Annotated in this window: 23 protein-coding genes, 3 tRNA genes and 3 pseudogenes; 16 read left to right on the forward strand and 13 right to left on the reverse strand. The window is 70.9% G+C overall.

The window, feature by feature from the left end; translation table 11 throughout:
- Nucleotides 1–80: 80 nt before the first annotated feature.
- Nucleotides 81–626 (forward strand): annotated as a pseudogene (locus EUA06_RS23285) (aldehyde dehydrogenase family protein); the annotation flags it as partial.
- Nucleotides 627–642: 16 nt separating this feature from the next.
- Nucleotides 643–1,421 (forward strand): annotated as a pseudogene (locus EUA06_RS23290) (aldehyde dehydrogenase family protein).
- Between the two features lie 164 nt (nucleotides 1,422–1,585).
- On the opposite strand, the gene EUA06_RS04745 reads toward EUA06_RS23290, so the two are convergent.
- Nucleotides 1,586–2,086: a helix-turn-helix domain-containing protein gene (locus EUA06_RS04745; protein ID WP_207208215.1), complete on the reverse strand. Its 501-nt coding sequence runs from the start codon at nucleotides 2,084–2,086 to the stop codon at nucleotides 1,586–1,588.
- Nucleotides 2,087–2,227: 141 nt separating this feature from the next.
- Between EUA06_RS04745 and EUA06_RS22305 the strand changes: the two genes are divergently transcribed.
- The 3 genes from EUA06_RS22305 to EUA06_RS04755 all read left to right on the forward strand — a co-directional run bounded on the left by EUA06_RS22305 (nucleotide 2,228) and on the right by EUA06_RS04755 (nucleotide 2,939).
- A tRNA-Glu gene (locus EUA06_RS22305) sits at nucleotides 2,228–2,325 on the forward strand.
- A 93-nt stretch (nucleotides 2,326–2,418) separates the two neighbouring features.
- Nucleotides 2,419–2,495 (forward strand) — tRNA-Asp (locus tag EUA06_RS04750).
- A 90-nt stretch (nucleotides 2,496–2,585) separates the two neighbouring features.
- Nucleotides 2,586–2,939, forward strand: coding sequence for a metallopeptidase family protein (locus EUA06_RS04755; RefSeq protein ID WP_129473880.1), 354 nt, complete (start codon nucleotides 2,586–2,588; stop codon nucleotides 2,937–2,939).
- Between the two features lie 41 nt (nucleotides 2,940–2,980).
- On the opposite strand, the gene EUA06_RS04760 is transcribed toward EUA06_RS04755, so the two are convergent.
- Genes EUA06_RS04760 through EUA06_RS04770 form a run of 3 tightly spaced genes read right to left on the reverse strand, consistent with a single transcriptional unit; the run spans nucleotide 2,981 to nucleotide 4,640 of the window.
- Nucleotides 2,981–3,316 carry a fluoride efflux transporter FluC gene (locus EUA06_RS04760; RefSeq protein ID WP_129473881.1) on the reverse strand — a complete coding sequence of 112 codons (336 nt, stop codon included), beginning with the start codon at nucleotides 3,314–3,316 and terminating at the stop codon, nucleotides 2,981–2,983.
- A complete protein-coding gene (locus EUA06_RS04765; protein ID WP_129473882.1) occupies nucleotides 3,313–3,714 on the reverse strand; it encodes a fluoride efflux transporter FluC in 402 nt (133 codons plus the stop codon). Before EUA06_RS04765 ends, EUA06_RS04760 begins: the two co-directional genes overlap by 4 nt.
- On the reverse strand, nucleotides 3,711–4,640 hold the full coding sequence (locus EUA06_RS04770) for an ATP-binding protein (RefSeq protein ID WP_129473883.1): 930 nt from the start codon (nucleotides 4,638–4,640) through the stop codon (nucleotides 3,711–3,713). The genes EUA06_RS04765 and EUA06_RS04770 overlap by 4 nt, the downstream gene beginning before the upstream one ends.
- A gap of 230 nt (nucleotides 4,641–4,870) precedes the next feature.
- Between EUA06_RS04770 and EUA06_RS04775 the strand changes: the two genes are divergently transcribed.
- Complete coding sequence (locus EUA06_RS04775) at nucleotides 4,871–6,340, forward strand: NAD(P)/FAD-dependent oxidoreductase (RefSeq protein ID WP_129473884.1); 1,470 nt, start codon at nucleotides 4,871–4,873, stop codon at nucleotides 6,338–6,340.
- Between the two features lie 68 nt (nucleotides 6,341–6,408).
- Entirely contained in the window at nucleotides 6,409–7,761 is a 1,353-nt protein-coding gene (locus EUA06_RS04780) for a DUF4832 domain-containing protein (RefSeq protein WP_129473885.1), read from the forward strand.
- On the opposite strand, the gene EUA06_RS04785 is transcribed toward EUA06_RS04780, so the two are convergent.
- Entirely contained in the window at nucleotides 7,731–9,860 is a 2,130-nt protein-coding gene (locus EUA06_RS04785; protein ID WP_129473886.1) for an MMPL family transporter, read from the reverse strand. The two genes, EUA06_RS04780 and EUA06_RS04785, sit on opposite strands and share 31 nt — an antisense overlap.
- Before the next feature lie 161 nt (nucleotides 9,861–10,021).
- Between EUA06_RS04785 and EUA06_RS04790 the strand changes: the two are divergent.
- Both EUA06_RS04790 and EUA06_RS04795 read left to right on the forward strand, forming a co-directional pair.
- A pseudogene (locus EUA06_RS04790) lies at nucleotides 10,022–10,540 on the forward strand (sugar phosphate isomerase/epimerase family protein); the annotation flags it as partial.
- Nucleotides 10,541–10,546: 6 nt separating this feature from the next.
- Nucleotides 10,547–11,125: a copper resistance CopC family protein gene (locus tag EUA06_RS04795; RefSeq protein ID WP_129473887.1), complete on the forward strand. Its 579-nt coding sequence runs from the start codon at nucleotides 10,547–10,549 to the stop codon at nucleotides 11,123–11,125.
- Nucleotides 11,126–11,204: 79 nt separating this feature from the next.
- Here the strand turns inward: EUA06_RS04795 and EUA06_RS04800 are convergent, their stop codons facing one another.
- Both EUA06_RS04800 and EUA06_RS04805 read right to left on the reverse strand, forming a co-directional pair.
- On the reverse strand, nucleotides 11,205–12,437 hold the full coding sequence (locus EUA06_RS04800) for an IS481 family transposase (protein WP_129473888.1): 1,233 nt from the start codon (nucleotides 12,435–12,437) through the stop codon (nucleotides 11,205–11,207).
- 114 nt (nucleotides 12,438–12,551) lie between these two features.
- Nucleotides 12,552–12,624, reverse strand: a tRNA-Lys gene (locus EUA06_RS04805).
- Between the two features lie 152 nt (nucleotides 12,625–12,776).
- Here EUA06_RS04805 and EUA06_RS04810 point away from each other — a divergent pair.
- Nucleotides 12,777–13,880: a potassium channel family protein gene (locus tag EUA06_RS04810; RefSeq protein ID WP_129473889.1), complete on the forward strand. Its 1,104-nt coding sequence runs from the start codon at nucleotides 12,777–12,779 to the stop codon at nucleotides 13,878–13,880.
- Between the two features lie 31 nt (nucleotides 13,881–13,911).
- On the opposite strand, the gene EUA06_RS04815 is transcribed toward EUA06_RS04810, so the two are convergent.
- From EUA06_RS04815 to EUA06_RS04830, 4 genes are all read right to left on the reverse strand, one after another.
- Nucleotides 13,912–14,184, reverse strand: a complete 273-nt coding sequence (locus tag EUA06_RS04815) for a hypothetical protein (RefSeq protein ID WP_165354256.1) — start codon at nucleotides 14,182–14,184, stop codon at nucleotides 13,912–13,914.
- Between the two features lie 150 nt (nucleotides 14,185–14,334).
- Entirely contained in the window at nucleotides 14,335–15,009 is a 675-nt protein-coding gene (locus tag EUA06_RS04820) for a GerMN domain-containing protein (protein WP_129473891.1), read from the reverse strand.
- Nucleotides 15,006–16,388 (reverse strand): HAMP domain-containing sensor histidine kinase, encoded by a 1,383-nt coding sequence (locus EUA06_RS04825; RefSeq protein WP_165354257.1) that lies wholly within the window; start codon nucleotides 16,386–16,388, stop codon nucleotides 15,006–15,008. The genes EUA06_RS04820 and EUA06_RS04825 overlap by 4 nt, the downstream gene beginning before the upstream one ends.
- Nucleotides 16,385–17,125, reverse strand: a complete 741-nt coding sequence (locus EUA06_RS04830) for a response regulator transcription factor (RefSeq protein ID WP_242497979.1) — start codon at nucleotides 17,123–17,125, stop codon at nucleotides 16,385–16,387. Before EUA06_RS04830 ends, EUA06_RS04825 begins: the two co-directional genes overlap by 4 nt.
- A gap of 137 nt (nucleotides 17,126–17,262) precedes the next feature.
- On the opposite strand from EUA06_RS04830, the gene EUA06_RS04835 reads away from it, so the two are divergent.
- Nucleotides 17,263–17,679 carry a PRC-barrel domain-containing protein gene (locus tag EUA06_RS04835; RefSeq protein ID WP_129473893.1) on the forward strand — a complete coding sequence of 139 codons (417 nt, stop codon included), beginning with the start codon at nucleotides 17,263–17,265 and terminating at the stop codon, nucleotides 17,677–17,679.
- On the forward strand, nucleotides 17,679–19,208 hold the full coding sequence (locus EUA06_RS04840) for an alanine/glycine:cation symporter family protein (RefSeq protein WP_129473894.1): 1,530 nt from the start codon (nucleotides 17,679–17,681) through the stop codon (nucleotides 19,206–19,208). The genes EUA06_RS04835 and EUA06_RS04840 overlap by 1 nt, the downstream gene beginning before the upstream one ends.
- Here the strand turns inward: EUA06_RS04840 and EUA06_RS23175 are convergent.
- The gene (locus tag EUA06_RS23175) at nucleotides 19,171–20,097 is read right to left on the reverse strand and encodes a phosphatase PAP2 family protein (protein WP_165354258.1); all 927 of its coding nucleotides are present in this window, start codon (nucleotides 20,095–20,097) and stop codon (nucleotides 19,171–19,173) included. The genes EUA06_RS04840 and EUA06_RS23175 overlap by 38 nt on opposite strands.
- Before the next feature lie 41 nt (nucleotides 20,098–20,138).
- On the opposite strand from EUA06_RS23175, the gene ddaH reads away from it, so the two are divergent.
- Together ddaH and EUA06_RS04855 are read left to right on the forward strand one after the other, a co-directional pair.
- Complete coding sequence (gene ddaH / locus EUA06_RS04850) at nucleotides 20,139–20,918, forward strand: dimethylargininase (RefSeq protein WP_129473896.1); 780 nt, start codon at nucleotides 20,139–20,141, stop codon at nucleotides 20,916–20,918.
- Nucleotides 20,915–21,640: a copper homeostasis protein CutC gene (locus EUA06_RS04855; RefSeq protein ID WP_129473897.1), complete on the forward strand. Its 726-nt coding sequence runs from the start codon at nucleotides 20,915–20,917 to the stop codon at nucleotides 21,638–21,640. The genes ddaH and EUA06_RS04855 overlap by 4 nt, the downstream gene beginning before the upstream one ends.
- Here EUA06_RS04855 and EUA06_RS04860 read toward each other — a convergent pair.
- On the reverse strand, nucleotides 21,637–23,124 hold the full coding sequence (locus tag EUA06_RS04860; protein WP_129473898.1) for a M81 family metallopeptidase: 1,488 nt from the start codon (nucleotides 23,122–23,124) through the stop codon (nucleotides 21,637–21,639). The two genes, EUA06_RS04855 and EUA06_RS04860, sit on opposite strands and share 4 nt — an antisense overlap.
- A 283-nt stretch (nucleotides 23,125–23,407) precedes the next feature.
- Between EUA06_RS04860 and EUA06_RS04865 the strand changes: the two genes are divergently transcribed.
- Both EUA06_RS04865 and EUA06_RS22310 read left to right on the forward strand, forming a co-directional pair.
- On the forward strand, nucleotides 23,408–23,611 hold the full coding sequence (locus EUA06_RS04865) for a cold-shock protein (RefSeq protein WP_045548871.1): 204 nt from the start codon (nucleotides 23,408–23,410) through the stop codon (nucleotides 23,609–23,611).
- Between the two features lie 212 nt (nucleotides 23,612–23,823).
- A complete protein-coding gene (locus EUA06_RS22310) occupies nucleotides 23,824–23,994 on the forward strand; it encodes a hypothetical protein (protein ID WP_165354259.1) in 171 nt (56 codons plus the stop codon).
- The last annotated feature ends 12 nt before the right edge of the window (nucleotides 23,995–24,006 follow it).

Raw genomic sequence — 24,006 nt, forward strand, 5'->3', positions numbered from 1 at the left:
TACAGACCAACGTTCTGCAGCGCGCACAACCGCGACCGGTTTCACCCAGCACGATCCTGAACACAAAGGTGGAGGAAACCATGACTCAGTACGCCGTCGTGAACCCTGCCAATGGCGAGCAGGTCGAGACGTATCCCACGTACACAGACGGGCAAGTGTTGGACGCGGTCGGGAGGGCTCACGGGGCCTATCGGGCGTTGGCGCGTACGACCACGGTCGGCGAGCGGGCCGAACTGGTCGGCCGGGTGGGCGAGCTGCACACTGAGCGCCGGCAGGAGCTGGCTGAGGCGATGGTCCGCGAGGTGGGCAAGCCTCCCGAGGACGCGCTCGGCGAGGCCGACTTCAATGTCGCCATCTACGCCTACTACGCCGAGAACGCGGAGGCCTTTCTGGCGGACGAGCCGATTGCGCTGCTCGAGGGCGCGGGCTCGGCCGTGGTGAAGAAGCGTCCGCTGGGCGTGCTCCTGGGCATCATGCCGTGGAACTCCCCGGCCTATCAGGTTGCCCGGTTCGCCGGGCCGAACCTCGCGGCGGGCAACACTATCCTGCTGAAGCACGCCCCGCAGTGCCCAGGGTCGGCAGCGCTGCTCGAGCAGATCTTCGCCGACGCGTGCTTTCCCGCAGCGGCATACGTCAACATCTATGCCAGCAACGAGCAGGTCGAGCGGGTCATCGCCGACGCGCGCATCCAGCGTGTCGCTGACAGGCTCGGAGCGGGCATACGCCGCGGTCGCCGAGGTAGCGGGCCGTCACCTGAAGAAGGTCGTCCTCGAGCTGGGTGGCTCGGACCCCTTCATCGTCCTCTCGACCGACGACCTCGACGCCACCGTCGAGGCTGCGGTTGCCGCGCGGCTAGACAACACTGGACAGGCCTGCAATGCCGGCAAGCGGGTGATCGTCCACGAGAGCCTGTACGACGACTTCCTCACCCGGTACACCGAGCGGATGCTGGCAACGCGGCCGCCCCGCTGTCGTCGGAGACCGCTGCGCAGAGGCTTGAGGCGCAGGTCTCCAGCGCCGTGGCCGCAGGAGCCTCGCTCGCGAGCGCCGGCGAGCGCCGGGGTGCCTGGTTCGCGCCAGGCGTGCCCACCGGCGTGCAGCCCGCGCACGAGGCATATTGGGCTGAGCTTTTTGGTCCGGTTGCCATGGTGTTCAAGGCTCGCGACGAGGTGGAGGCAGTCGCGATCGCCAATGACACGCCCTACGGCCTTGGCTCCTACCTCTTCACGACTCCCCCCGAACAAGCTGTGCGGGTCGCTGATCAGGTCGAGGCCGGCATGGTTTCATCAATGGCGTCGGGGCCGAGGGCGCAGAGTTGCCCTTCGGTGGCATCAAGCGCTCCGGGTTCGGACGCGAACTTGGCCGCTACGGCATCGAGGAGTTCCTCAACCGCAAGCTGGTTCGCGCTGTCGCCTGAGTGACGCAGATGCCCAGACATCTCACGGCGTGCGGGGCGTCAAGCCGCAGCGGCCGTTGATGCCGGCCAGACTTCGTCATGATGGTGTCGGTCTTGAGGCAGCCGTGGCGGATGCCGACGAGGCGGTTCTCGAGCTGGCGGAGTACGGCTTGGTGGCCGCGCGTCGCGTCATCCCGCCATCTTCAGGACTTCGCGGCGCTGTTCGTCCGGGAGCAGTCCGGTCACAGGGGAGACTTCCCGCATCTCGATCGAGTCGCGATCGAGCCCGGTCAGGACGCGGTGCAGGCTTGGGAGGTCTCCGCGGTTGACCAAGTGTCGCCAGCGGTCGAGGTTGCGAACGTGTGGCTGACCCGTGACCCGGTCGCGGAGGCGATCCAGGTTGCGCTCGAGCGTCGGGCACCACTCCCCGAAGCTCTGATGGTTCAGGAGCGTTGAGAGCCGCCGGTGCAGGAGCCACGAGCGGCGTTCGGAGCGAGTCAGCGTGGGAACGATGGAGCGTCGCACGACCTCGAGGCGGTAGCCCATGCACGACAAGAGACGGTCGAGCTGGCCGTCGCTGAGGTCGACCTTGCCGGAGAGGAATCCGCTGATGCTCGGTTGCCGCACGCCGCTGAACCTGGACAGGTCGGACTGCGTGGTGCTTGTCTCGCGCATCACCTCGCGCAGCACGTCACTGCGACTGGTCATGCTGCGCTTATAGCAGTGGATGCTATAGCAACGGTCCACAGTTCGTGGCTTCTGGGCAAGACTGGGGCAACACGAGGTCCAGAAACAAGCAGAATCCGCCAACGACGACCGATTGTCGGTTGCGGCTCCGACCTGCGGGTTCATTGATCTCCAACATTGTCCGACGATCCCTGGGTCGCCCTTTCACGGCGGTAGCGCCGGTTCGAATCCGGTTGGGGGTGCGACCAGGATCGAGGTCGGACGCCGATTGGTGGTCCCGGAAGTCCTTGGGTTAGAGTTCCACCCGCTTCACCAGTACACCCAGCACCACATCTGGCCCCGTAGCGCAGTTGGTTAGCGCGCCGCCCTGTCACGGCGGAGGCCGCGGGTTCGAGTCCCGTCGGGGTCGCCATCGCATGCGACGCAGGCTGAGCCACCAGGCTCAGCCTGTTCGGCATTTCGGGTGCCTGACCTGATTTCCTGCGGCTCCTAGGGTGTTCCCATGCCGATCGACCTCGATCCCGCCGCGTTCGACGCCATGGTCGGTCGCGCCCTCGACGGCCTTCCCGACGAGCTCGCGCAGCTCGTCGACAACGTGGTCGTGCTCGTCGAGGCCGAGGCCCCCGAGGACGACCCCGACCTGCTCGGCCTCTACGACGGACTGGCGCTGACGGAGCGGCCGGCCAACCACGCCGGGATGCTGCCCGACCGGATCCTGCTCTTCCGCGGACCGCTCCTCGACATGGCGGACACCGTCGAGGACCTCGAGGAGGAGGTGCGGATCACCGTCGTGCACGAGGTCGCCCACCACTTCGGTCTCGACGACGCGCGGCTGCACGACCTCGGGTGGGGCTGACGCCCGCATGAGGGTTGGACGAACTTTTGCCGTCCACTGGCCTAGCCCAGGGCGCTGACGAGGCTCCAGCCGCCAGCACAGGCGCCGACGGACAGCATGACCGTCGCCACGACGTACGTCGTCGCGGGGCGCGCCGGACGCTCCACGGACTGCACCGCGAAGGTCGAGAACGACGTGAAGCCGCCGCAGAACCCGGTGCCGAGCAGCGCCCAGCCGGCGTCGCCCAGCGACATCGCCGCGAACACCCCGAACAGGCCCGAGCCCAGCACGTTGACCAGCAGCATGCCCATGGGGAACCGCCCGTCCAGCGCGCGACTGAGGGCGAAGCGCAGGGGTGCCCCCACGGCAGCGCCGAGCGCGACGAGGAGGGCGCTCACCCCATCGTCGCTTCCGGCTCGGCGCGGCGGGCGAGGTGCTGGCCCAGCGCGGCCGCTGCGAGTCCGGCGGCCAACGTGAGCAGGAGGCAGAGACCCGCCAGGCCGGCATGGCCGTCGTCCGCGAGCTCGCGGACCTGTCCGGCCCACGCCGACACCGTGGTGAACCCGCCCAGCACGCCCGGGCCGAGGGCGAGCGCGACCCTGCGCGAGCGGCGTACGACGGCGAGTGCGGGCAGCACGCCGAGGACGAACGCCCCGACAACGTTGATCGCGAGCGTCGGCCAGGGGAAGAGCGAGTCGGGAGCCGCGGTGTCGATCGCGAACCGGAGGACGGCGCCGGCGGCGCCGCCGACCGACACGACGAGGAGGTCGGTGGCGCCGGGGCGGCGCGCGCTCACCCGACCTGGCTGGTCGACGGCTTGGTGTGCGCCTGCGGGTTCCACGGCTGTGCACTGGCGCCGCCGAGCTGCTGCACGAGCTCGGTGAGCAACCAGTTCTGGAGGGCCCGCTGGGACGGGGTGCGGGCCATCGACAGCAGGCGCTCCGCACGGCAGAACGCGTCGGCGACGTCGAACATCTCGGTCATCGTCACGAAGATCGGGCCGGCCTCGCGCACCATCGGGAAGACCAGGTCGACGCGGGGCATGGCCTGGCGCTCGGCGGCCCGCATCTGCTCGCTGAAGGTGTCGGGGAACTGGCGCTCGAAGGTGGCGAACATCGAGGTGAGGTCACCGGCGAGCGGGTAGTCGGACTGGTGGGAGAGGGACAGGAGCCGCAGCTCGCGGCGCAGCTCGTGGTACTGCCGGGCCAACGACGAGTAGAGCGGGACGTCGAGGGCGAGCAGCCGCATCTCGACGGCGTCTTCGCTGACGGGCTCCGGGGGGTTCTGGTCGTGGACGTCGATCACCCACTCCGCGCCACCCTCGTCGCTCATCTGGGCAGCCGGCTCGAACCAGACGATCTTGCTGTCGGCCTCGATCGTGGCGCCCCATGCGGTCGCGCACTGCGCCACCATCGACAGACCGCGACCGAAGGTCAGCAGCAGGTCGATGTCGTCACCGGCGAGCGGGACCGGCGGGACGGGCGGGCTGGTGGAGCCGTCGATCACCTCGATGCGCGGGTGGCTGATCGTGCCGCGCACCCGCACCTTGAACGGCGCGTTGGCGTGCAGCACGGCGTTGGCCACGAGCTCGGAGACGCCGAGCTCGGCACATTCCACGAGGTCGTCGCGCTCGAGCCGCACGAAGACGTCGCTGACCCAGCGCCGGGCGTCGGCCGCAGCGCGCGGCGACGACGCGAGGGTCAACTCGGAGCTCAGCGGCACTGGGACTCTTTTCGAGGGGGTGGGCAGTCCAGTGGGGCGATGGTTACCCCAGCCAGGGGTAGTTCAAACCTCGACAACCACACTAGTTTCTCGCGACTCTGGGTAGTGGATGTGAGCAACGAGACGCGTCCGGCGTTTCGCCTGCTCGTCGGCCCCGGGAGGACAATGGTGATACAGCGTCAGCATCAGGTAAATGACCCTCGACCTCGCACCGAGAAAAAGGAGCTCCGATGAGCACGACGCAGGCCCCGCGGCACCGGGTGGTCGTGATCGGTTCCGGCTTCGGCGGGCTCTTCGGGACGAAGGCCCTGCGCCGCGCCGACGTCGACGTCACCGTCATCGCGAAGACCACGCACCACCTCTTCCAGCCGCTGCTCTACCAGGTCGCGACGGGCATCCTCTCCGAGGGTGAGATCGCCCCGCCGACCCGCGAGGTCCTCAGCGGTCAGGACAACGCCCGGGTGATCCTGGGCGAGGTCACTGGCATCGACCTCGCTGCCCGGACGGTCACCTCGCAGGTGCTGGGCCGCGACACCGTCACGTCGTACGACTCCCTGCTCGTGGCAGCCGGTGCCAGCCAGTCCTACTTCGGCAACGACCACTTCGCCGAGTTCGCACCCGGCATGAAGAGCATCGACGACGCCCTCGAGCTCCGCGGCCGCATCTTCGGCGCCTTCGAGATGGCCGAGCTCGGTGCCACCCGCGGTGACGACGTCGACCACCTGCTGACCTTCGTCGTCGTCGGCGCCGGTCCGACGGGCGTGGAGATGGCCGGCCAGATCGCCGAGCTGGCGCACAACACGCTGCGCAAGGACTTCCGTGCCATCAACACCAGGAAGGCGCGCGTCGTCCTCGTCGACGCCGCGCCGCAGGTGCTGCCGCCCTTCGGCGCCAAGCTGGGCGAGAAGGCGCAGAAGGAGCTCGAGAAGCTCGGCGTCGAGGTGATGCTCGGCGGCATGGTCACCGAGGTCGACGAGCGCGGCCTCGAGGTGAAGTTCAAGGACGGCCGCACCGAGCGCATCGACTCCGTCGCCAAGATCTGGGCCGCCGGCGTGCAGGCCAACCCCCTCGGCAAGACCCTGTCCGAGCAGTCCGGCGCCCCGCTCGACCGCGCCGGCCGGATCGGCGTCAACCCCGACCTCACGCTCCCCGGCCACCCCGAGGTCTTCGTCGTCGGCGACATGATCGCCCTCGACAACCTGCCCGGCGTCGCGCAGGTCGCCATCCAGGGCGCGAAGTACGCCGCCAAGGAGATCCGCAACCGGCTCGAGGGCAAGGCGCCGCAGCCGCCGTTCAAGTACTTCGACAAGGGCTCGATGGCGATCATCAGCCGCTTCCGTGCCGTCGCGATGGTCGGCAAGCTCCGGCTCACCGGCATCGTCGCCTGGCTGATGTGGCTCGGGGTGCACCTCGTCTACCTCACCGGCTTCAAGAACCAGGTCTCGGCGCTGATGCGCTGGGCGATCACCTTCATCAGCAACAACCGCTCCGAGCGGACCACCACCGAGCAGCAGATCTTCGCCCGTGCGGCGCTGGCCCGGCTGCGTCGCGGTGCGGCCGACCTGGTGTCGGACCCGGGCATCTACGACGCGACGCGGGCGATGATGGAGGAGACCCGCCGCCAGGAGCTGGAGACGGCCGCGGCGCGCGAGGCGGAGCTCACCGACTCCGGTGTGCGCGGGGTGGCCACCGACGCCTGAGCCGCCTCCGGGTGGCGACTTGACGGTTCCTTCGGTAATTCTGCGGGATTCGTTGCAGACTCTCCCTCGTGCGTACGCGTGACGGAGACCGGCTGACGAGGATGCCCTGGCGTGCCCTCGTGGCGAGCACGGCGGCGCTCGTCGTCGCGCTCACGCTGGCCGCGTCGCCGTCGACCGGGCGACCACCGGTGTCCGAGCGCACCTTCGCGCTGGCCCCGGCCGGCGCCGGTGCCGACCTGCCGAACCCGCTGCGTGGGCAGTACCGCTGGTTCGGGGCCGAGCCCACGCCCTCGACGGTCACGTCCAACGACGTCTACTACCGCGACCAGGTCTACTGGGGACGGATCGAGAAGGCCGACAACGCCTGGGACTTCTCCCTGATCGACGCCGGGCTCGCCGATGCCGGCGCCCGCGGCGGCAAGTTCGGCTTCCGGGTGATGGCCTACTGCCCGGGATGCTGGATGAACTTCCGCGCGGACTTCCCCGCGGTCACGCCGCCGTTCGTCGCGCTCCAGCCCGGCACCGACGTCCCGGACTGGAACTCGCCCGCCTTCCTCGCCCAGTGGCAGGAGCTGATGGCCGAGCTCGGGCGTCGCTACGGCGACGACCCGCGGCTGGGCTACGTCGACGTCGGCGGCTACGGGAGCTACGGCGAGTGGCACGTCGGCGACGGTGCGCGGATCTCCGACGCCAACGGGCTCGCGGTCGTCGAGGCCGTGACGAACGCGTTCCCGACCAAGCACGTCCTCATCAACACGATGACGCCGGTCGAGTTCACCCTGGCCGCGCTCAGGGCCAACCCGAACCTCGGCCTCCGCACCGACAGCCTCGGCTGCCCGGACATGTACTCGATGGTCGCCGTCGACAAGCGGCTGCAGAAGGCCTGGCGCACCCGGCCGTTCTTCTCCGAGTGGTGCACCCGGGCCGACCCGGTGCTCGGCGCACAGCAGGTCCGTCGCTTCCACGTCTCGACGCTGTCGTCCGGCAACATGCCGTGGGACCACGCGTCCCTCGACGCCCGTCAGCGCTCGGCGTACGCCACGGCGCTCGCGACCGCGGGCTACCGCCTCCGCCTCCGCTCGCTCACCCTCCCGCGCTCGATCGATGCCGGTGACCGCATCGCCGTGCGGACCTCGTGGGTCAACCAGGGGAGCGCGCCGACGTACGACCGCTGGGACGTCCGCCTCACCTTCACGCGCAACGGGACGGCGACCACGGTGTCGCTGGGCGATCAGCTGCGCGGTGTCATCGACTCCTCGCGCCGCCGGACCCGCGTCGCGGTGCCGGGCCTGCGGAAGGGGAGGTACGACGTGTCCGTCAGCGTCGTCGACCCGACCGGCTACTCCGCGCCGATGTACCTCGCCAACGCCGGGCGGACCTCGTCGGGCAGCTACCGCGTGGGCTCGGTCTCCGTCCGCTGAAGGACCAGACGCGGTCGCCACCAGTTGCGCTCGCCGAGCAAGGTCATCGCCGCCGGGAGCAGCAGCCCCCGGACGATCGTGACGTCGAGCAGGATCGCCACGGTCATGCCGACGCCCACTTCCTTGACGGCGACCAGCTGGCCCGCCGCGAAGCCGATGAACACCACCGAGATGGCCAGTGCCGCGAGGGTGACCACCGGACCCGAGGCAGTGATCCCGGCCAGGACGGCGGCGTCGTTGTCCTGGCGCGAGCCGGGCCGTGTCGCGCGGGCGTCCCACTCCTCCTTGATGCGCGCGACGAGGAAGAGGTGGTAGTCCATCGAGAGCCCGAAGGCGAACATGAACAGCAGCAGCGGCGAGGTGAGGTCCAGGGTGCCGGTCGCCGTGCCGCCGAGCAGCGGCCCACCCCAACCGTGCTGGAACACGAGCGTCACGACGCCGAGGGTCGCGGTCAGCGAGAGCAGGTTCAGCAGGAGCGTCTTGAGCGCGATGACGGGGGAGCCGGTGAGGCGCAGCAGGAGGAGCCCGGCGACGAGGACCACCGTCGCGATGGCCCAGGGCAGCCGGTCCGCGAGTGCCGAGCGGGCGTCCACCAGCTCGGCCGCAGGGCCGCCGACCTGGAGGTCGACGTCGTCACCGAGGGCGCGTACGTCCTCGACGACGCGCTGCGCCGCTGGTCCGCTGGTGGTGCCGCGCGGGGTGAGGGAGAGGTGGCTCCAGCCGTCGGGGAGACCGTCGCGCAGGACGACGTCCTTCACGTCGGCGAGGGCGGTCACCTGCTCCGACAGGCGGGTCATCCGCTCGTCCCCCGACGGCGCGTCCACGAGCACCTCGACCGGTGCGGTCCGGACGTCGGGGTAGTCGCGCTCCACCACCTCGACGACCTCGCGCGCCGCACTGCCCGGTGGCAGCGACCGTGCGTCGGACGCGCCGACCTGGAGACCGAGCAGCGGGACCGACAGCGCGAGGAGCAGCCCGGCGGAGACGACGAGGACGGGCCAGGGCCGGGCCTGGGCCACGCGGGCCAGCCGAGCGAGCACCGACCGCTCGGGCGGGCGCGCGGGGCGTCCGAGCGCGCCTCGACCGGCCGGTGGGATCCACCGCGAGCACACGGCGAGGAGCGCCGGTGCCAGCGTCAGGCCGATCGCGGTCACCACGACCACCGCGACGACGCCGCCCACCGCCATGCCGGACAGCAGCGGGTCGCCGAGGAGCAGCAGCGCTGCGATCGAGCAGCCGACCGTGGCGCCGGAGACGAGCACGGTGTGCCCGGCAGTCGCGAGCGTGCGGCCGAGCACGGCTGCCGAGTCCGGCCGGTCGCCGAGCGCGGCACGCTCCTCGCGGAACCGGGCGAGCACGAGCAGGCAGTAGTCGACGCCCAGACCGAGCGCCAGCACGGTCACGACGTTGACGGCGAAGTCGCTCACCGACCACAGGTCGGCCACGCCGAGGAGGGCCAGGAGCGACACGGCGACGGCCGCCAGCGCGGCCACGACGGGCAGGATCCCCGCGACGACGCCACCCAGCGCCAGCACGAGGAGGAGGGTCAGGACCACCAGCGCGACACCCTCGCCGCGGGCGGCGTCCTGCACCGCCTGGTCCGTGAAGGTGCGTTCGGCCAGCAGGTCGCCGCCTGCAGCGACGTCCGGGAACGGCGTCGTGCGCAGGGCGTCGGTGATCCGGTCCGCAAGGTCGAGCGCCCGGTCGTCGGTGAGCGCGGGGTCGAGCTCCACCTGCACGACGGCGCTGCTGCGGTCCTCGGCGACGAGGTCGTAGGAGCTGGTCGTCCAGGGATCGCGCAGGTCGACCACGCCCGGGAGCTCGCGCACCGCGTAGACCACCTGGCTGGTCGCCTCGCTGACAACCGCGTCGACGGGGTCGGCACCGGAGAGCACCACGACCACCTGCGGGCCCTCGGCGTCGAGGGCCTCGAGCCGCTGGTCGACCGTCGTCGACTCCGCACCCGCCCGCAGGCCGACGTCCTCGGCGCGATCGAAGACCGCGCCCCCGAGCACCGCCCCGGCGACGACCAGGGCGGCCCAGACGGACAGGACCGCGACGCGCCGGCGGTGCACCCACCGGCCCAGCCGTTCGAGCACGCCGCGCTCTCCTCAGCTGTCGCGAGCGGTGACGCCGGACCGGGGCCCGTGGCGGAGGAACGCCGACACGACACGGCGGAACTCCTCGGGGTGCTCGAGGCTGGGCACGTGCCCGCAGTGGCCCAGCACGTGGAGCCGTACGTCGGCGAGGAGGGTGGAACCCGATCCTCGACGTGTTCGACAGCGAGGGTGTGAAGTTCGCCCACGAGGTGCACCCCTCGGAGATCGCCTACGACTACTGGACCACCGTTGCGGCGATGGAGGCGATCGGCCACCGTGAGGCGTTCGGGTTGAACTGGGACCCGAGCCACTTCGTGTGGCAGGACCTGGACCCGGTGGGTTTCTTGTGGGACTTCAAGGACCGGATCTACCACGTGGACTGCAAGGACGCGAAGAAGCAGGTCGGCAACGGCCGCAACGGGCGGATGGGTTCGCACCTGCCGTGGGCTGATCCGCGTCGTGGGTGGGACTTCGTGTCGACCGGGCACGGTGACGTGCCGTGGGAGGCGTCGTTCCGGATGCTCAACACGATCGGTTACGACGGCCCGATCTCGGTGGAGTGGGAGGACGCCGGGATGGACCGCCTCGTCGGTGCCCCGGAGGCGTTGGAGTTCGTCCGCCGCCTCGCGTTCGACGCACCCGACGCCGCCTTCGACGCCGCCTTCTCGACCACTTCCTGAGCTCGCATGACCAGTAGCCACCCCGGGCGCAACGCCGGGCTGCCCGTCGCTCCATTCGGGCAGCGCCGCGCCGTCCTCCTGCTGGCCGCCACGCTCGCAGCGGCCCTCCTCGGCTGGACACCGGCGCAGCCCGCGGGTGCGCACGGCCAGCTCGTCTCGTCACAGCCGGCCGCTGACGGCCTGGTGGAGGTGATGCCGTCGCGCGCCTTCCTCACGTTCTCGGCGCCGGTCAAGGAGGTGAAGGAGATCGCGGTCGTCGGTCCCGACGGCAGCGTGGCCAACGGGACGGCCACGGCGAACGGCCCCGAGGTGACACAGACCCTCTGGTCCGGGCCTGCGGGCGACTACACGATGTCGTACTTCGTCGTGTCCGAGGACGGCCACGACGTGCGCGGTGACGTGCGCTTCGAGGTCGGCGAGCTCTCGGTCCTCGCCCCCGGTGCCGACCAGGCCCCCGCCCCGGCCCGCTCCGCCGCCGAGCCGGAGGACGACGGTCCCGGGATCGCGATCCCCGCAGTGGTGCTCCTGCTCAGCGTTGCTGTGGCGCTGGTGCTGGGTCGACGCCGGGCGACCCGGTCCGGGTGAGCCGAGCCATGTCGACGAGGGCGTACGGCCGGAGCTCGGTGCAGTAGGCCTGAAGACCTTCGGGTGATGGGTGACAGATCTAGTTCGGTTGATCGGTGACACTCGGTGTCACTGTAGATCGACGTTGTGGTGCTGTGGATCGCTTGACTCTCACCTCCCCGGTGCTCTCGCGTTTGTGGGTGCGTAGGAGCTGGTCGCCGTCGTAGAACTGCAGGACGTTGTCGGTGACCCACACGTCGATGGGCCTTCCTGCGGCGGCGACGCCGAGGCAGACCTGTTGCCAGCTGACGCAGACCACGCCGACTGCGCTGGCACGGCGTGTGACCCAGGTGCCGTCGTGGCGGTCCTCGGCAGGTCGACCGACCCGGGTGGTGGGTCTGATCGGGGTCACGGGTGCCGTGTCGGGTCTGAGGAACCGGGAAGCCGGGGTGGCCATGTCGAGTGCTTGGTGGGGGCGGTCGTGGTTGTAGTCGTGGACCCACTGGTCGAGCTCGGCCTGCGCTGTGGCGAGGTCGGTGAAGATGCGGTCGGTACGGAACTCGGTGCGCAACGCGCGGTGGAACCTCTCCACCTTGCCCGTCGTGGTGGGCGATCGGGGCTGGGTGTGGAGGTGCTCGATGCCGTTCTCGCGGCAGATCCGGTCGAACAACACCTCCACCGGCGGCTGGTTGAACCGGCCGGTGAACACCTTCCCGTTGTCGGTCAGGATCTGTCCGGGCACCCCATGGGCACGCAGGGCTGCAGCGAGGCCGTCGCACACGTTCGGGGAGCTTTCCCGCAGCATCAGGTGCGCGCTGACGCAGAACCGGGAGTGGTCGTCGAGGCCGGTCAGCGCCTTGGCCCGGCGTCCGTCGGCCAGGACGAACCCGCCCACGACGTCCATCTGCCACAGCTCCATCGGCAGCCCGCGTTCCCACCGTTTCCACTTCCGGTCACGGCGCCGGCGTCCCGAGGGGTCGATCAGGTTCAACCGGACCAGCGCCCGGTAGACCGCGGACTCCGACGGCAGCGGGTCCACACCGGCCCTGGCCAGCTCGTGCACCAGTCGGCGTGGACCCCAGCCCGGGTGCGAGGACCGCATCGTGGCGATGACCGCCTCGACGTCGGCACCAGTTTGGTGCGGACACGACCGCGGCCGGTGCGACCTGTCCGTCAGCCCCTCGAGGCCCTCAGCCTCGTACCTGGCCAGCCAGCCGTGCACCGTCTTGCGGTGCACGCCGAACCTGGCCGCCACGCTCGAGACCGTCTCGCCGTCACTGACCACCGCCAGCACGGCCCGATATCGCTGCTCTGCCACGCTCAACTCCCTCATCAAGGGAGTGTCACCAATCAACCGGAGTAGCTGTCACCCATCACCCGAAGATGTGTAACGCCTCAACCGAAGGCCGAACGTCACCCATCAGGCGAAGCAATACACTCGGTGCAGTAGGCCTCCAGGGGCTCGAACCCTGAACCAACGGATTAAAAGTCCGCTGCTCTACCCATTGAGCTAGAGGCCCTCGGCACGGTCTCCGTGCCGGCGTCGATCATCTCAGAAGGTCGTCGGGGTCGGGTCTGGACCACCTGTGCGTGACCTAGTCAGCGGCGCCGGACTGCTGGCAGCATCCGAGCGTCAGCGGAGGCGCCGCTGCCGACGGGGTCGAGGGATGCCATGAGGGGACGGCTGGCACACCGCTTGAGCGGGATGTTCTCCTCGCCCGTGCTCCGCCGCATCGGCTTCCACGTCCAGCGGCTCACCTCCGGCATGGAGCGCGGCTTCTTCCTCCGCCTGATGATGGGGCTGTTCGCGGTGGTGGGCGTCGCGTCGGTCCTCGTCACGGCCATCGAGGGCGATCGCGACTCGGTCGGGTCCGTCACCGAGTCGTTCGGCGCGACCTTCTACTGGGGCGTCACGACGGTGATGGGTGCGGGCGACGCTTCCTACGTCACCTCCCCGGCGGGCTACCTCGTGAGCTGGCTGCTCGTGCTCTTCGGTGTCGCGATCGTCGCGACGATCACGGGCGCGCTCGTGGGCTTCGTCATCGACTTCCTGCTGAAAGAAGGTCAGGGCATGGGTGCATCGGGCTACCGCGACCACATCGTGGTGTGTGGGTGGAACTCCACCGCACGTGAGCTGATCACCGAGCTCTCCACCGACGAGTACACCCCCAAGGTCGTCGTCGTGCACGACTCGGACAAGAACCCGGCCGGTGCCCTCGCCTACTTCGTCAGCGGCGACTGCACCAACGCCGACGACCTCCGGCGGGCCGGCATCGAGGAGGCGATGGCGGCGATCATCTGCCCCGCAGACGCCAGCAACGACGCGGACATGCGCTCGATCCTCACCGTGATGGCGATCGAGACGATCGCCCCGCAGGTGCGCACAGTCGTGGAGGCGAACAACCCGGCACACGTCGAGCACTTCAAGCGGGCGCGTGCGGACGAGATCGTCGTGACCTCGCGCATCGCATCCCGGCTCCTCGCCCGGTCGTCGCTCTACCCGGGCATCGCGGGCATCGTCACCGACATCGTGTCCGGCGGCGATGGGTCCGAGCTCTACCGCGTCACCCTCCCCGAGCACTACATCGGCCTGTCCGTCGACGACCTCTCGTCGCGGCTGCGCAGCGACCACAACGCCACGCTCCTCGCCGTCGGCCGTGACGCCGCGTCGTTCGTCAACCCCGGCCCGGACTTCCGCCTCGAGCCCGGCGACGACGCTGTCGTCGTGGCCCAGTCGCTGGGCACGCTCGCGCCGCTGAAGGTCGACAACGGCTGACCGGCACGGCTGCGGCGGGCGTGCGGGCGAGTCAGCGGGGCTTCACGACGAACCGGACCCGCCCGCTCTCCTCGGTGACGGCGTCGAGGAGGTGACCGACGACCCGCGGCTCGGCCTCGCGGTCGAGGTAGACACGGGTCTCGTCGTCCTCGATGACGCGGTCACCGGGCTCCGGACCTGCGACGGTGCCGACACCGAGACCCCGGGTGTCCGCCCCGCGCGATGCGATGCGGAGGCCGGAGTGACGACCCACTCGCGGGTGCGACGTCACCTGTCGGACGACGCGTCGTGCTCGGGGAGTCATGGAGATCATGTCTGTCCTGTCGCTCGGTGCGGCACCTCGGTGATGCCCTGCGTGACCTCCATCAAGACAGCCCGGCAGTGAGGGGGCAAGGAAGGTGGCAGACGTGGCAGCGGACCGTCGGCGGGCCGTCGCCGAGCTGTCACACGTTCGTCATGAGGGGGGATCGGGGCAGCCGATGTCACCCGAGTCGGCGACCGCGGACCGGAGCCTCGGGGGCAGCAGGACCGCGTAGTCGTCCGCGGTGACGGCGCCGGTCGCCAGTGCGCCACCGGGCAGCGGGACGTCGACCGCCCGCCCCGAGGTGACCAGCTCGACGGCTTCCACACCCGGCGCCGACGTCACCGACAGGACGACCTGTCCGACGGCAAGCGGCAGCCGCTCGGCGTCACCGATGGCCACGGGGTCGAGGTCGACCTCGGCCACCCCTTCCTCGACCCGCACCAGCCCGAGCCTCGCCGTCGACGGGATGGCCGACGCCAGGCCGCTGTCCCTCTGGGTGGTGCTGGGCGCACCGGCGAGCGCGTCGAGCACCTCTCGTGCGACGTCCGCCGGCGACCCCTCGCACGACACGTCGACCGCCGAGGGAGCCAGTCGCTCGTCCGGGCCGAGCCAGAACACCACCGGCACCTCGCGCGGCACCGCTGGATCCTCGCTCGGCGCACTCGGCGTGGCCTCCCCCTCGCCCAGCAGGTCGTAGGGGACCGACGCGTCCTCCACGACCTGCGTGCGTTCCTCGTCCGGCAGGCCGCACCCACCCAGCACCGACAGCGCCATCGCCACTGCCGACGCGAGCGCGATCCGTGGGCGGGGACGTTCGGGGCTCACGGGGGCACCTCCCCGGTGTCCGACAGCGGCAGGCGTACGACGAACTCCGCTCCGCCGCCGTCCGCGCTGGCGCACCAGACCTTGCCGCCGTGCCGGTGCACCGTCTCGGCCACGATGCTCAGCCCCAGACCACTGCCCGTCCCGGTCTTGGTGCCGCCGGCACGGGCGAACCGCTCGAAGATGCGCTCGCGCTCGGTCGGCGGCACCCCCGGACCCCTGTCGCGGACCACGATGTCGACATGGTCTCCCTCCGCGACGGCGCGCACGTCGGCCAGCCCGCCTCCGTGCAGCTCGGCGTTGCGCACGAGGTTGACCAGGGCACGCACCATCTGTGGTCGGTCGACGCGCACGCTCGTCCCCGGACCGGTGCCGGGGGTGTCGCGGAGCAGGTCGGGGCTGCTGCTCGTCGCAAGCGCGTGGCGAAGCAGCTCGTCGACCTCGGTGACGACGAGATCGGCCTCGTCGATGCCGGACTCGAGCCGACCCAGCGCGAGCAGGTCCTCCAGCGCACGCCGGAACCGGGTCAGCTCGTCGGCCATCAGCTCGACGGCGCGCTGGGACGGTGGGCCGAGGTCACGCGCCCGTTGCAGCAGCGCCAGGCTGGTCGTCAACGTGGTCAGCGGTGTGCGCAGCTCGTGGCTCACGTCCGCGGCGAACCTGGCGTCGCGCTCGATGCGCTCGTGCAACGCGTCGACCATCTGGTTGAAGGAGGCCACCAGCGTCGACAGGTCCGGGTCGTCGGTGTCCGCGAGCCGACGGCCCAGGTCGCCGGCCGCGATGTCCGTGGCGGCCCCCGTCACCTCCCGCAGCGGGGAGAGCACCCGCCCGCTCGCGGCGCGTCCGAGGGCGGCGCCGGCGAGCGTCGTGAGCACGGCGCAGACCGCCAGCGCCAGGGCGAGGGTGCGAAGGGTCGCGTCGAGCTCGTCGGCGACCGAGACCTCGAAGTACTGCGCGTCGACGGAGGGCAGCGGGATGCCCACCACCACCGCGTGGGGATCGGTTCGCCCCGTCCAGCCCAGGCCGGCCGACCCGCCGTCCACGGTCGGGCGCACGACCGCGGTGAGCGCCTCCCCGGGCTGGTCGAGGCTCGAGGAGTACCACTGGCCGCGCCGGTGGACGTACATCGATGCGCCCGCCGGCGGCGCCACCGCGCCGAGGGCCTCGCTCACGCTCGTGCCGGAGGTGGCCAGCCCGTCCCGGACGAGCGCCGCGTCGGCGTAGGCCTGCCGGAGAGCCGTCCGTTCCCGCTGCTCGAGCAGCAGCTGTCGCGCGGAGACGTACGTCCCCACGGACAGCAGCACCGACAGCAGCAGCGCGCCCAGGGCGAAGGCTGCCGTCACCGACGAGCGCAGGCCCGGACGGGCCGGCCGACCGATCACCGGGTGTCGAGCCGGTAGCCCAGCCCCCGGACCGTGACGAGGGTGCGGGGCTCGGCCGGGTCGATCTCGAGCTTCTTGCGCAGCCGCCGCACGTGCACGTCCACGATCCGCTCGTCCCCGAAGAAGCCGCGGTCCCACACGTGGTCGAGCAGCGCCGCGCGGCTGAGGACACGACCCGCGTTCTCCGAGAGGACCATGAGCAGCTTGTACTCCGTCATCGTGAGGTGGATCTCGCGCTCGCCGCGTCGCAGGTGGGCCGCCGCGCGGTCGAAGACCAGGGGTCCCTCCTCCGCATCGAGCACGCACACCTCGGCTGCGGCCGCGCCGTCCTGCGGCTCCCCGGGCGCTGACGCGGCCTGCGCCAGGGCCGGCCGACGGAGCAGGGCGCGGAGGCGGGCCTGCACCTCGGCGACGTCGAAGGGCTTGGTGACGTAGTCGTCGGCCCCAGCCTCGAGTGCCGAGACGATGTCCTCCACGCCGTCGCGGGCGCTGATGACCACGATGGGCGCCTCGGTGAGTGGGCGCGCGCGGCGGATGAAGGTGAACCCGTCCACGCCGCCGAGCATCAGGTCGACCAGCATCACGTCGACGTCCGTCCCGCCCACCAGCTCGAGGGCCGCCTCGGCGTCGCCCGCCTCCGCGACCTCGTATCCGTCGTCCTCGAGGACCAGGCGCAGCGAGGTGCGCAGGGCGACGTCGTCCTCGAGCACCAGCACGCGCGTGGTCATGGGATCCATCGAACCATCGTGGCCGACGACCGGGTGCGTGCGCGGGTCGACCAGGCATTGTCACGGAACTGCAATGGGCGTGATCGGCCCGCCGTCATCTGCCCCTGCAAACCTCGTGCACTCGACCCACGTCGCCAGGAGGACCGATGACCACGACCCACGAGCTCGTGCCGCTCGGCACCGGCGAGCTGACGCTCGCCGAGGACCAGGACGACGTGCGGGGGATGCCCGTGATGGACGTGCGCGACCACCGGGTGGGTGAGGTCGAGGAGATCCTCGTGGATCCCGAGCAGCGACGCGCGCGGCTCCTCGTCGTCGCCTCCGGCGGGGTCCTCGGGCTGGCGCAGCACCACCGGCTGGTCCCCGTGGACGCCGTGTCGCGTGTGCACGGCGCCGTACGGCTCGAACGGAGCGACCTGCACGTCGAGTCGGGCTTCGACTACGACCCGGAACCGCCCGGTCCCGTCGACTACCGGCCCGTCTACAGCTACTTCGGCTACACGCCCTTCTGGGAGGACGGCTACCCGGATCCGTACTTCCTCGACCGGCGTTGGGCACGCTGATGGCGACCGACAGCCAGTGGGAGTGGCTCGCGGACGTCGAGGAGGCGATCAACTCCGCCTTCGACCCGATCGCCTCCGCGGTGGCCTCCGTGATCTTCTACGCACCCACCATCGGCGGCGTCACCTTCCCACTGATCGTGCTGTGGCTGGTCGTCGCGGCAGCGGTCTTCACGGTCTACTTCAAGGGCATCCAGTTCGTGTCGTGGCGCACCAGCCTCGACCTCGTGCGCGGCAAGTTCTCGCGAGTGAGCGACCCCGGCGAGGTCACCCACTTCCAGGCGCTGTCGTCGGCGGTGTCCGGGACGGTCGGGCTGGGCAACATCGCCGGTGTCGGCGCCGCAGTCACCCTCGGTGGCCCCGGCGCGACGTTCTGGATGATCATCGCCGGGCTGCTGGGCATGTGCACCAAGTTCGTCGAGTGCACCCTCGGTGTGAAGTACCGCGAGGTCCACGAGGACGGGTCGGTCACCGGCGGACCCTTCCGCTACCTCCCAGTGGCGTTCGAACGCTTCGGCAGCGGCGCCTCACGCACGCTGACGCTCGTCTTCGCCGTGGCGCTGTTCCTCTTCGGGGCCGTCGGCGGCAACATGTTCCAGGCCAACCAGACCTTCGCCCAGGCGCGCGAGGTCACGGGCGGCGACGACGGCCTGCTCGGCTCGTCCGGTTCGGCCCTCATCTTCGGCCTCGTGCTGGCGTTCCTCGTCGGCGCCGTGATCATCGGCGGGATCACCTCGATCGCCCAGGTGACCTCGCGGCTCGTCCCGGCGATGGGAATCCTCTACCTCGTCACCTGCCTGCTGGTCATCTTCGGCAACATCGGCAACGTGCCCGCCGCGATCGCCGAGATCGTCTCGGGTGCGTTCGACCCCGAGGGTGTCGCCGGCGGCGCGGTCGGCGTGCTGATCATCGGGTTCCAGCGAGCGGCCTTCTCCAACGAGGCCGGCGTGGGGTCGGCCCCGATCGCCCATGCCGCGGTCAAGACCAAGCACCCCGTGAGCGAGGGCTTCGTCGCCCTGCTCGAGCCGTTCATCGACACCGTCATCATCTGCACCCTGACGGCGCTGACGATCGTGATCGCCGACGCTCCCTACTACGCGGAGCAGCGCGAGGTCGTGGCCGGCGGCGGACCCACCCCCGACGGCGTGGTGGTGACCTCGCGGGCGTTCGAGACGTTCCTTCCCCAGTTCCCGGTGATCCTCGCGATCGCGGTGGCGCTCTTCGCCTTCTCGACGCTGATCACGTGGTCCTACTACACGATGAAGGCCTGGACCGAGATCTTCGGCCGCTCGAAGCGGAGCGAGGCGATCTTCAAGCTCGTGTTCTGCACGTTCACCGTGATCGGCAGCGTCATCACCTTCACCTCGGTGCTCACGTTCGCCGACTCGATGCTCTTCGTCTGCGCGATCGTCAACCTCCTGGCCTGCTACCTCCTGCTGCCCAAGGTGCGCGACGAGCTGCGGTCGTTCCGCGAGGGGCGCCGCAACGGCACCATCACGGAGGTCCCGGTCGAGGAGCGCGCCACGACCTGACGCGCCCCAGCCAGGCCCCGGGCGTCGGTCCCGCGGTGTCGGCGCCGGTCGCCATGGGGCCGGCCAGCTGGGCGAAGGTGGTGACGGCCAGGGCCGCCGCCAGCCCGATCCCGGCGAGGACGACACCGGCGTCCAGGAAGTCGATCCAGCCACGACCGGGACGTACGCCGCCCGCGACGAGGCCGGCGACCGCCAGCACGACGCCGGTGGTCGCGAAGATGCGGTGCGGGCGCGCGGACGCGACACCCGGCATCCCACCGCGCAGCAGGCTCCAGGTCGCAAGCACGGCCGTTCCCCAGGCGAGCGAGACCAGCAGGGCGCCGATGACGTCCGAGGGTCGGTGCCAGCTGGCGACCAGGGTCGCGGCCGCGATGACGGTGATCGCACCCGAACCGATGAGCGACATCGTGGTGCGCACCGCCTCCGGAGCGACCACCAGCGCGGCGAAGACCAGCGACACCACGACCGTCGCGTGGCCGCTGGGGAAGCTCTCGACCGTGAGGTAGCCGTGGTCGGCCCGTTCCGTCAGCGCCTTCATCGCCTGGGTCGTCACGTTGGCACCCATCACCAGCACGGTGGCGGCCGCGGCTGCGGCGTACCTCTCACGCACCACGGCGGTGCCCACCAGCACCAGCACGGCCACGGCGATCGAGCCGAGGGACACGTTGCCCAGCACGCCCACCAGGCCCCGCGTCGCCGCCTGGTCGCCGACCACCACGTCCATGCCGGCCTGGTCCAGGGACTGGCCGAGCCGGGTCTGCTGGCTGCGGTCGCCCAGCCAGACGAGGGCCACCACGCTCAGCACCCCGATGCCGACGCACGCTGCTGTGCTCCGCCACCGGTGCCACGTCGCGCGCACCGGGTGCGATGCCTCCCCCTCGCGCTGCATGCCGACCATCGTGGCACGAGCGCTCTTGTACCTTTCGGCGCATGGACTCCCGCCACGCCCTCGTCCGTCGCCCGTCGTCGCGGCTGGGCGACGGACTCGTCACCCACATCGAGCGCAGCGAGGTCGACATCGAGCTCGCGCGGTGCCAGTGGGAGGCGTACGTCGACGCGCTGCACGCGGCCGGCTGGACCACGACCGAGGTCGCCCCCGCCGACGAGCTGCCCGACGCTGTCTTCGTCGAGGACACGATGGTCGTCCTCGGCGACCTTGCGGTGATCGCCCGCCCCGGCGCCGACGAGCGCCGCGGGGAGACGGAGGCGGCCGAGGCCGCGGTGCGCGCCCATGGCTACCGCGTCGCCCACATCGAAGCCCCCGGGACGCTGGACGGCGGCGACGTGCTCAAGCACGGCGGCACGGTCTGGGTCGGCCTCGGGGGCCGGACCAATCAGGCCGGCGTCGACCAGCTGCGCGAGCTCCTCGCACCGTCGGGTGCCGAGGTGGTCGGCGTACCAATCGAGAAGGTGCTGCACCTCAAGTCCGCGGTCACGGCGCTGCCCGACGGCACCGTCGTCGGGCACCTCCCGCTCGTCGACGACCCCGACGTGTGGGCCGGGCACTTCCTCGCCGTGCCGGAGGAGTCGGGTGCCCACGTCGTGCTGCTCGGCGGCTCCACGGTCCTGATGGCCTCGTCCGCGCCCGCGTCGGCCGCTCTCTTCCGGGACCGCGGGCTCGACGTCGTGACAGTCGACATCTCCGAGTTCGAGAAGATGGAGGGCTGCGTGACCTGCCTGTCCGTCCGGCTGCGCGGAGTGCCCGGATGACGCTGGTCGAGGTCTGCCTCGAGGACGTCGGGGGAGCGGCGATCGCCGCGGCCGCCGGTGCGGAGGCGATCGAGGTGTGCGCCGGGCTCGCCGACGGCGGTACGACGCCGACGCTCGGATTCGTCCTCCACTGCATCGAGCACGCGCCCGACCTCGAGCACCGCGTGCTGCTGCGCGCCCGCGCGGGCGACTTCGTGCACTCTCCCGCCGAGGTGGGCGTGATGGCCGCCGACATCGAGGCAGTCCTCGCCGCCGTGCCGGCTGCGGTGGAGGTCGGCTTCGTGATCGGCACGCTGACCCAGGCGGGCGACGTCGACCCCGACGCCGTACGACGTCTCGTCGACGCGGCCGGGGACGCCCCGGTCACCTTCCACAAGGCCTTCGACTCCGTCCCGGACAAGCCGTCGTCGCTGGCGCTCCTGGGCGACCTCGGCATCAGCCGCGTCCTCACCTCTGGCGGTCCCGGGCCGGCGCTGGACCACCTGCCGGTGCTCAGGAGCCTCGTCGAGCGTGGTGGCGACGACCTGCGGATCGCTGTCGGTGGCGGTGTCCGCCCGGCCAACGTGGCCCGGATCGTTGAGGAGACCGGCGCTCGCGAGGTGCACCTGCGCGCGCCCGGCACCGTCGTGCCCGCCGGGAGGTCGGCCGGCTACGACGACGGCCGCCGCAGCGTCACCAGCGCCGAGGTCCTCGGCCAGGTGATGGCGGCGCTCGGTCGTTAGCGGTCCCCGCGGAACAGCACCGCGTCCGCCAGCGGGTCGACCGCGGACACGTCGTCCAGCGGGAACATCGGCCGCTGGATGCGCTCGTGGCCGAGCCGCGCCAGGTCCTGGTCGACCCCGCCGGGCGTGAGGGCGAGCATCCAGTCGGTGGCCATGTCGAAGAGCTCGGGCTCGAGGTAGCCGATCTTCACGACCACGACGTCGGCCCGGCGGGGGTCGAGGCCGAGCCGGGTGAAGTCGGACTCCAGGTGGTAGGGCCGGCGCCGCCGGGTCAGCACGACGTCCACCGCCGGCGTGCGCACGACGATCTCGAGGTTGTCCTCGCTCGGCACCACCATGACCACCCGGCCCGAGACCTCGACGGGCGGCGCGGGTCGGTCGTCGACCCGGGCGCCGAGCGTGAAGCGAACGTCCGCCCCGACGCCGGCCTCGGCGGCGGCGAGAGCGCCCATCGCATCGGGGATCGAGGCGTAGATCGCGCGCTTGCCGCTCGCCGCCAGCTCCTCGTTCGCAAGCAGCTGCGTGAGCGTCCAGGTCACGTCGCCGGCCCCTCCGGCGGTGGGGTTGTCGCCCGAGTCGGAGACGAAGTAGGGCGCGACCGGCGAGGCGATCGCCGCGGCGAGCACCTCGTCGAAGGTCCCGGTCGGCGCCACGAAGCCGAACTCCTCGCGGCGCTCCCACAGCTCGCCCGCCAGTGCGGTCGCCGACGAGAGGGCCAGGTCGGCGTCGTCGCCGACCACCATCACGACGGCGCAGTTGCGCGGCTCGTCGGCCCACGGATAGCCGATCCAGATCCCCGCGTCGAGGATCCCGTCGAGCGCCTCGATCTCGGGCACGCGGGCGTAGAGGCCGGTCGCGGGCTCCTGCCGGGTGCTGGTCATCTCGCCGGGGAGCAGGATCGGCACGGGCACCCACGCCTTCGCCGGCCGCCGCTGCCCGAGCGGCAGGGCGAGCCGGTCGACGAGGTTGCGCGCCGCGCGCTCCTTGGTCTCCTGCCAGTCGACGTGCGGCGCGGTGCGGTAGGTCGTCAGCAGGTCGACGGTCTCGGCCAGCGTCCGCGAGACGTTGCCGTGGAGGTCCATCCCGGTGCTGATCAGGCAGTCGGCCCCGACCACGGCCCGTACGGCGACGGCGAGGTCGCCCTCCATGTCGTCCATCCCGACGACGCTGGCCGCGCCGTGGAGGTCGAGGACGAGGCCGTCGAGCGGCGCCTGGGCCACCAGCGCGACGAGCCCGGCGAGGATCTCGGCCCTGAGGAGGGCGTAGTCGTCGGCCGGGATGGCGCCCCCGGCGATGCTGCGCGCCTGGAGCACGCCGATCCACTCGGCGCGTTCGGCGAGCGAGCCGCCCTCGCTCCAGAACTCCCACGCGTCCAGCACCTCGCGGCCGCGGCGCGGAGCCAGCATCGCTGCGGTCGTGAGGGCGGGGGAGAAGGTGGAGGCCTCGAGGCTGATGCCGCAGACGGCGACGCGGGGGAGGGGCACCCGACGATGGTGTCAGGGGACGCCGACGTGGCCCTCGGCGCACCCGTTGGCCCGCTGTTCATGAACAGGTGGAGTGCGGACCGTGACGTCGCTCGATTTGTTGGTAAGGTTCGTGGTGCAACAGGTGCAAGTTCCAGCAGGTTGACGCCAGCGGAGTTTGTGATCCAACGGCGTTTCCCTCTTCGGGCCTTCCAGCTTGTGAGTCGGAGCGACGTGTCACCGCACTTGGTGCGGAGTCGTCGAAGTGGCGGCTTCTCGTTCCGATAACAGGAGTACCGAGCACATGGCTCAAGGCACCGTGAAGTGGTTCAACGCCGAGAAGGGTTTCGGCTTCATTGCGCAGGAGGACGGCGGCGACGACGTCTTCGTGCACTACTCGGCCATCCAGACCAACGGCTACAAGTCGCTGGACGAGAACCAGAAGGTCGAGTTCGACGTCACCCAGGGCCCGAAGGGCCCGCAGGCGGAGAACGTCCGCCCGCTCTGATCGGCTGAGACTGGACCTGTTCCAGATCTGATCGAGGATCGGCCCCATCCCCCTCGGGGGGTGGGGCCGAACCTGCTTGTGGAAGAGACTGCTCCGAGCAACACGTGGAAGGGCAACTCTGGCCCTTTCGGGCCATGTCGTCGGGCGGTGCGGTCCGTCACAATTGGTCCAGACGCTTACAGTCGGATGACCGGCAGATGAAGGAGGGTGACGTGCACGACCAGTTCGACGTGACCCTCGAGGACGGCGACCTGCTCAACGAGGTCGAGCTGACGACCACGCTGATCATCGCTGCGAGCGAGTCCGAGGAGCACCTCTCCCAGGACGAGATCGACAAGCTGCTCGGCGTCGTCCCGCGCCCGCCCGACCCGCGCCGCCCCTGATCCACCGGCCCC

Source organism: Nocardioides glacieisoli, from assembly GCF_004137245.1.
Classification (GTDB): Bacteria; Actinomycetota; Actinomycetes; order Propionibacteriales; family Nocardioidaceae; genus Nocardioides; species Nocardioides glacieisoli.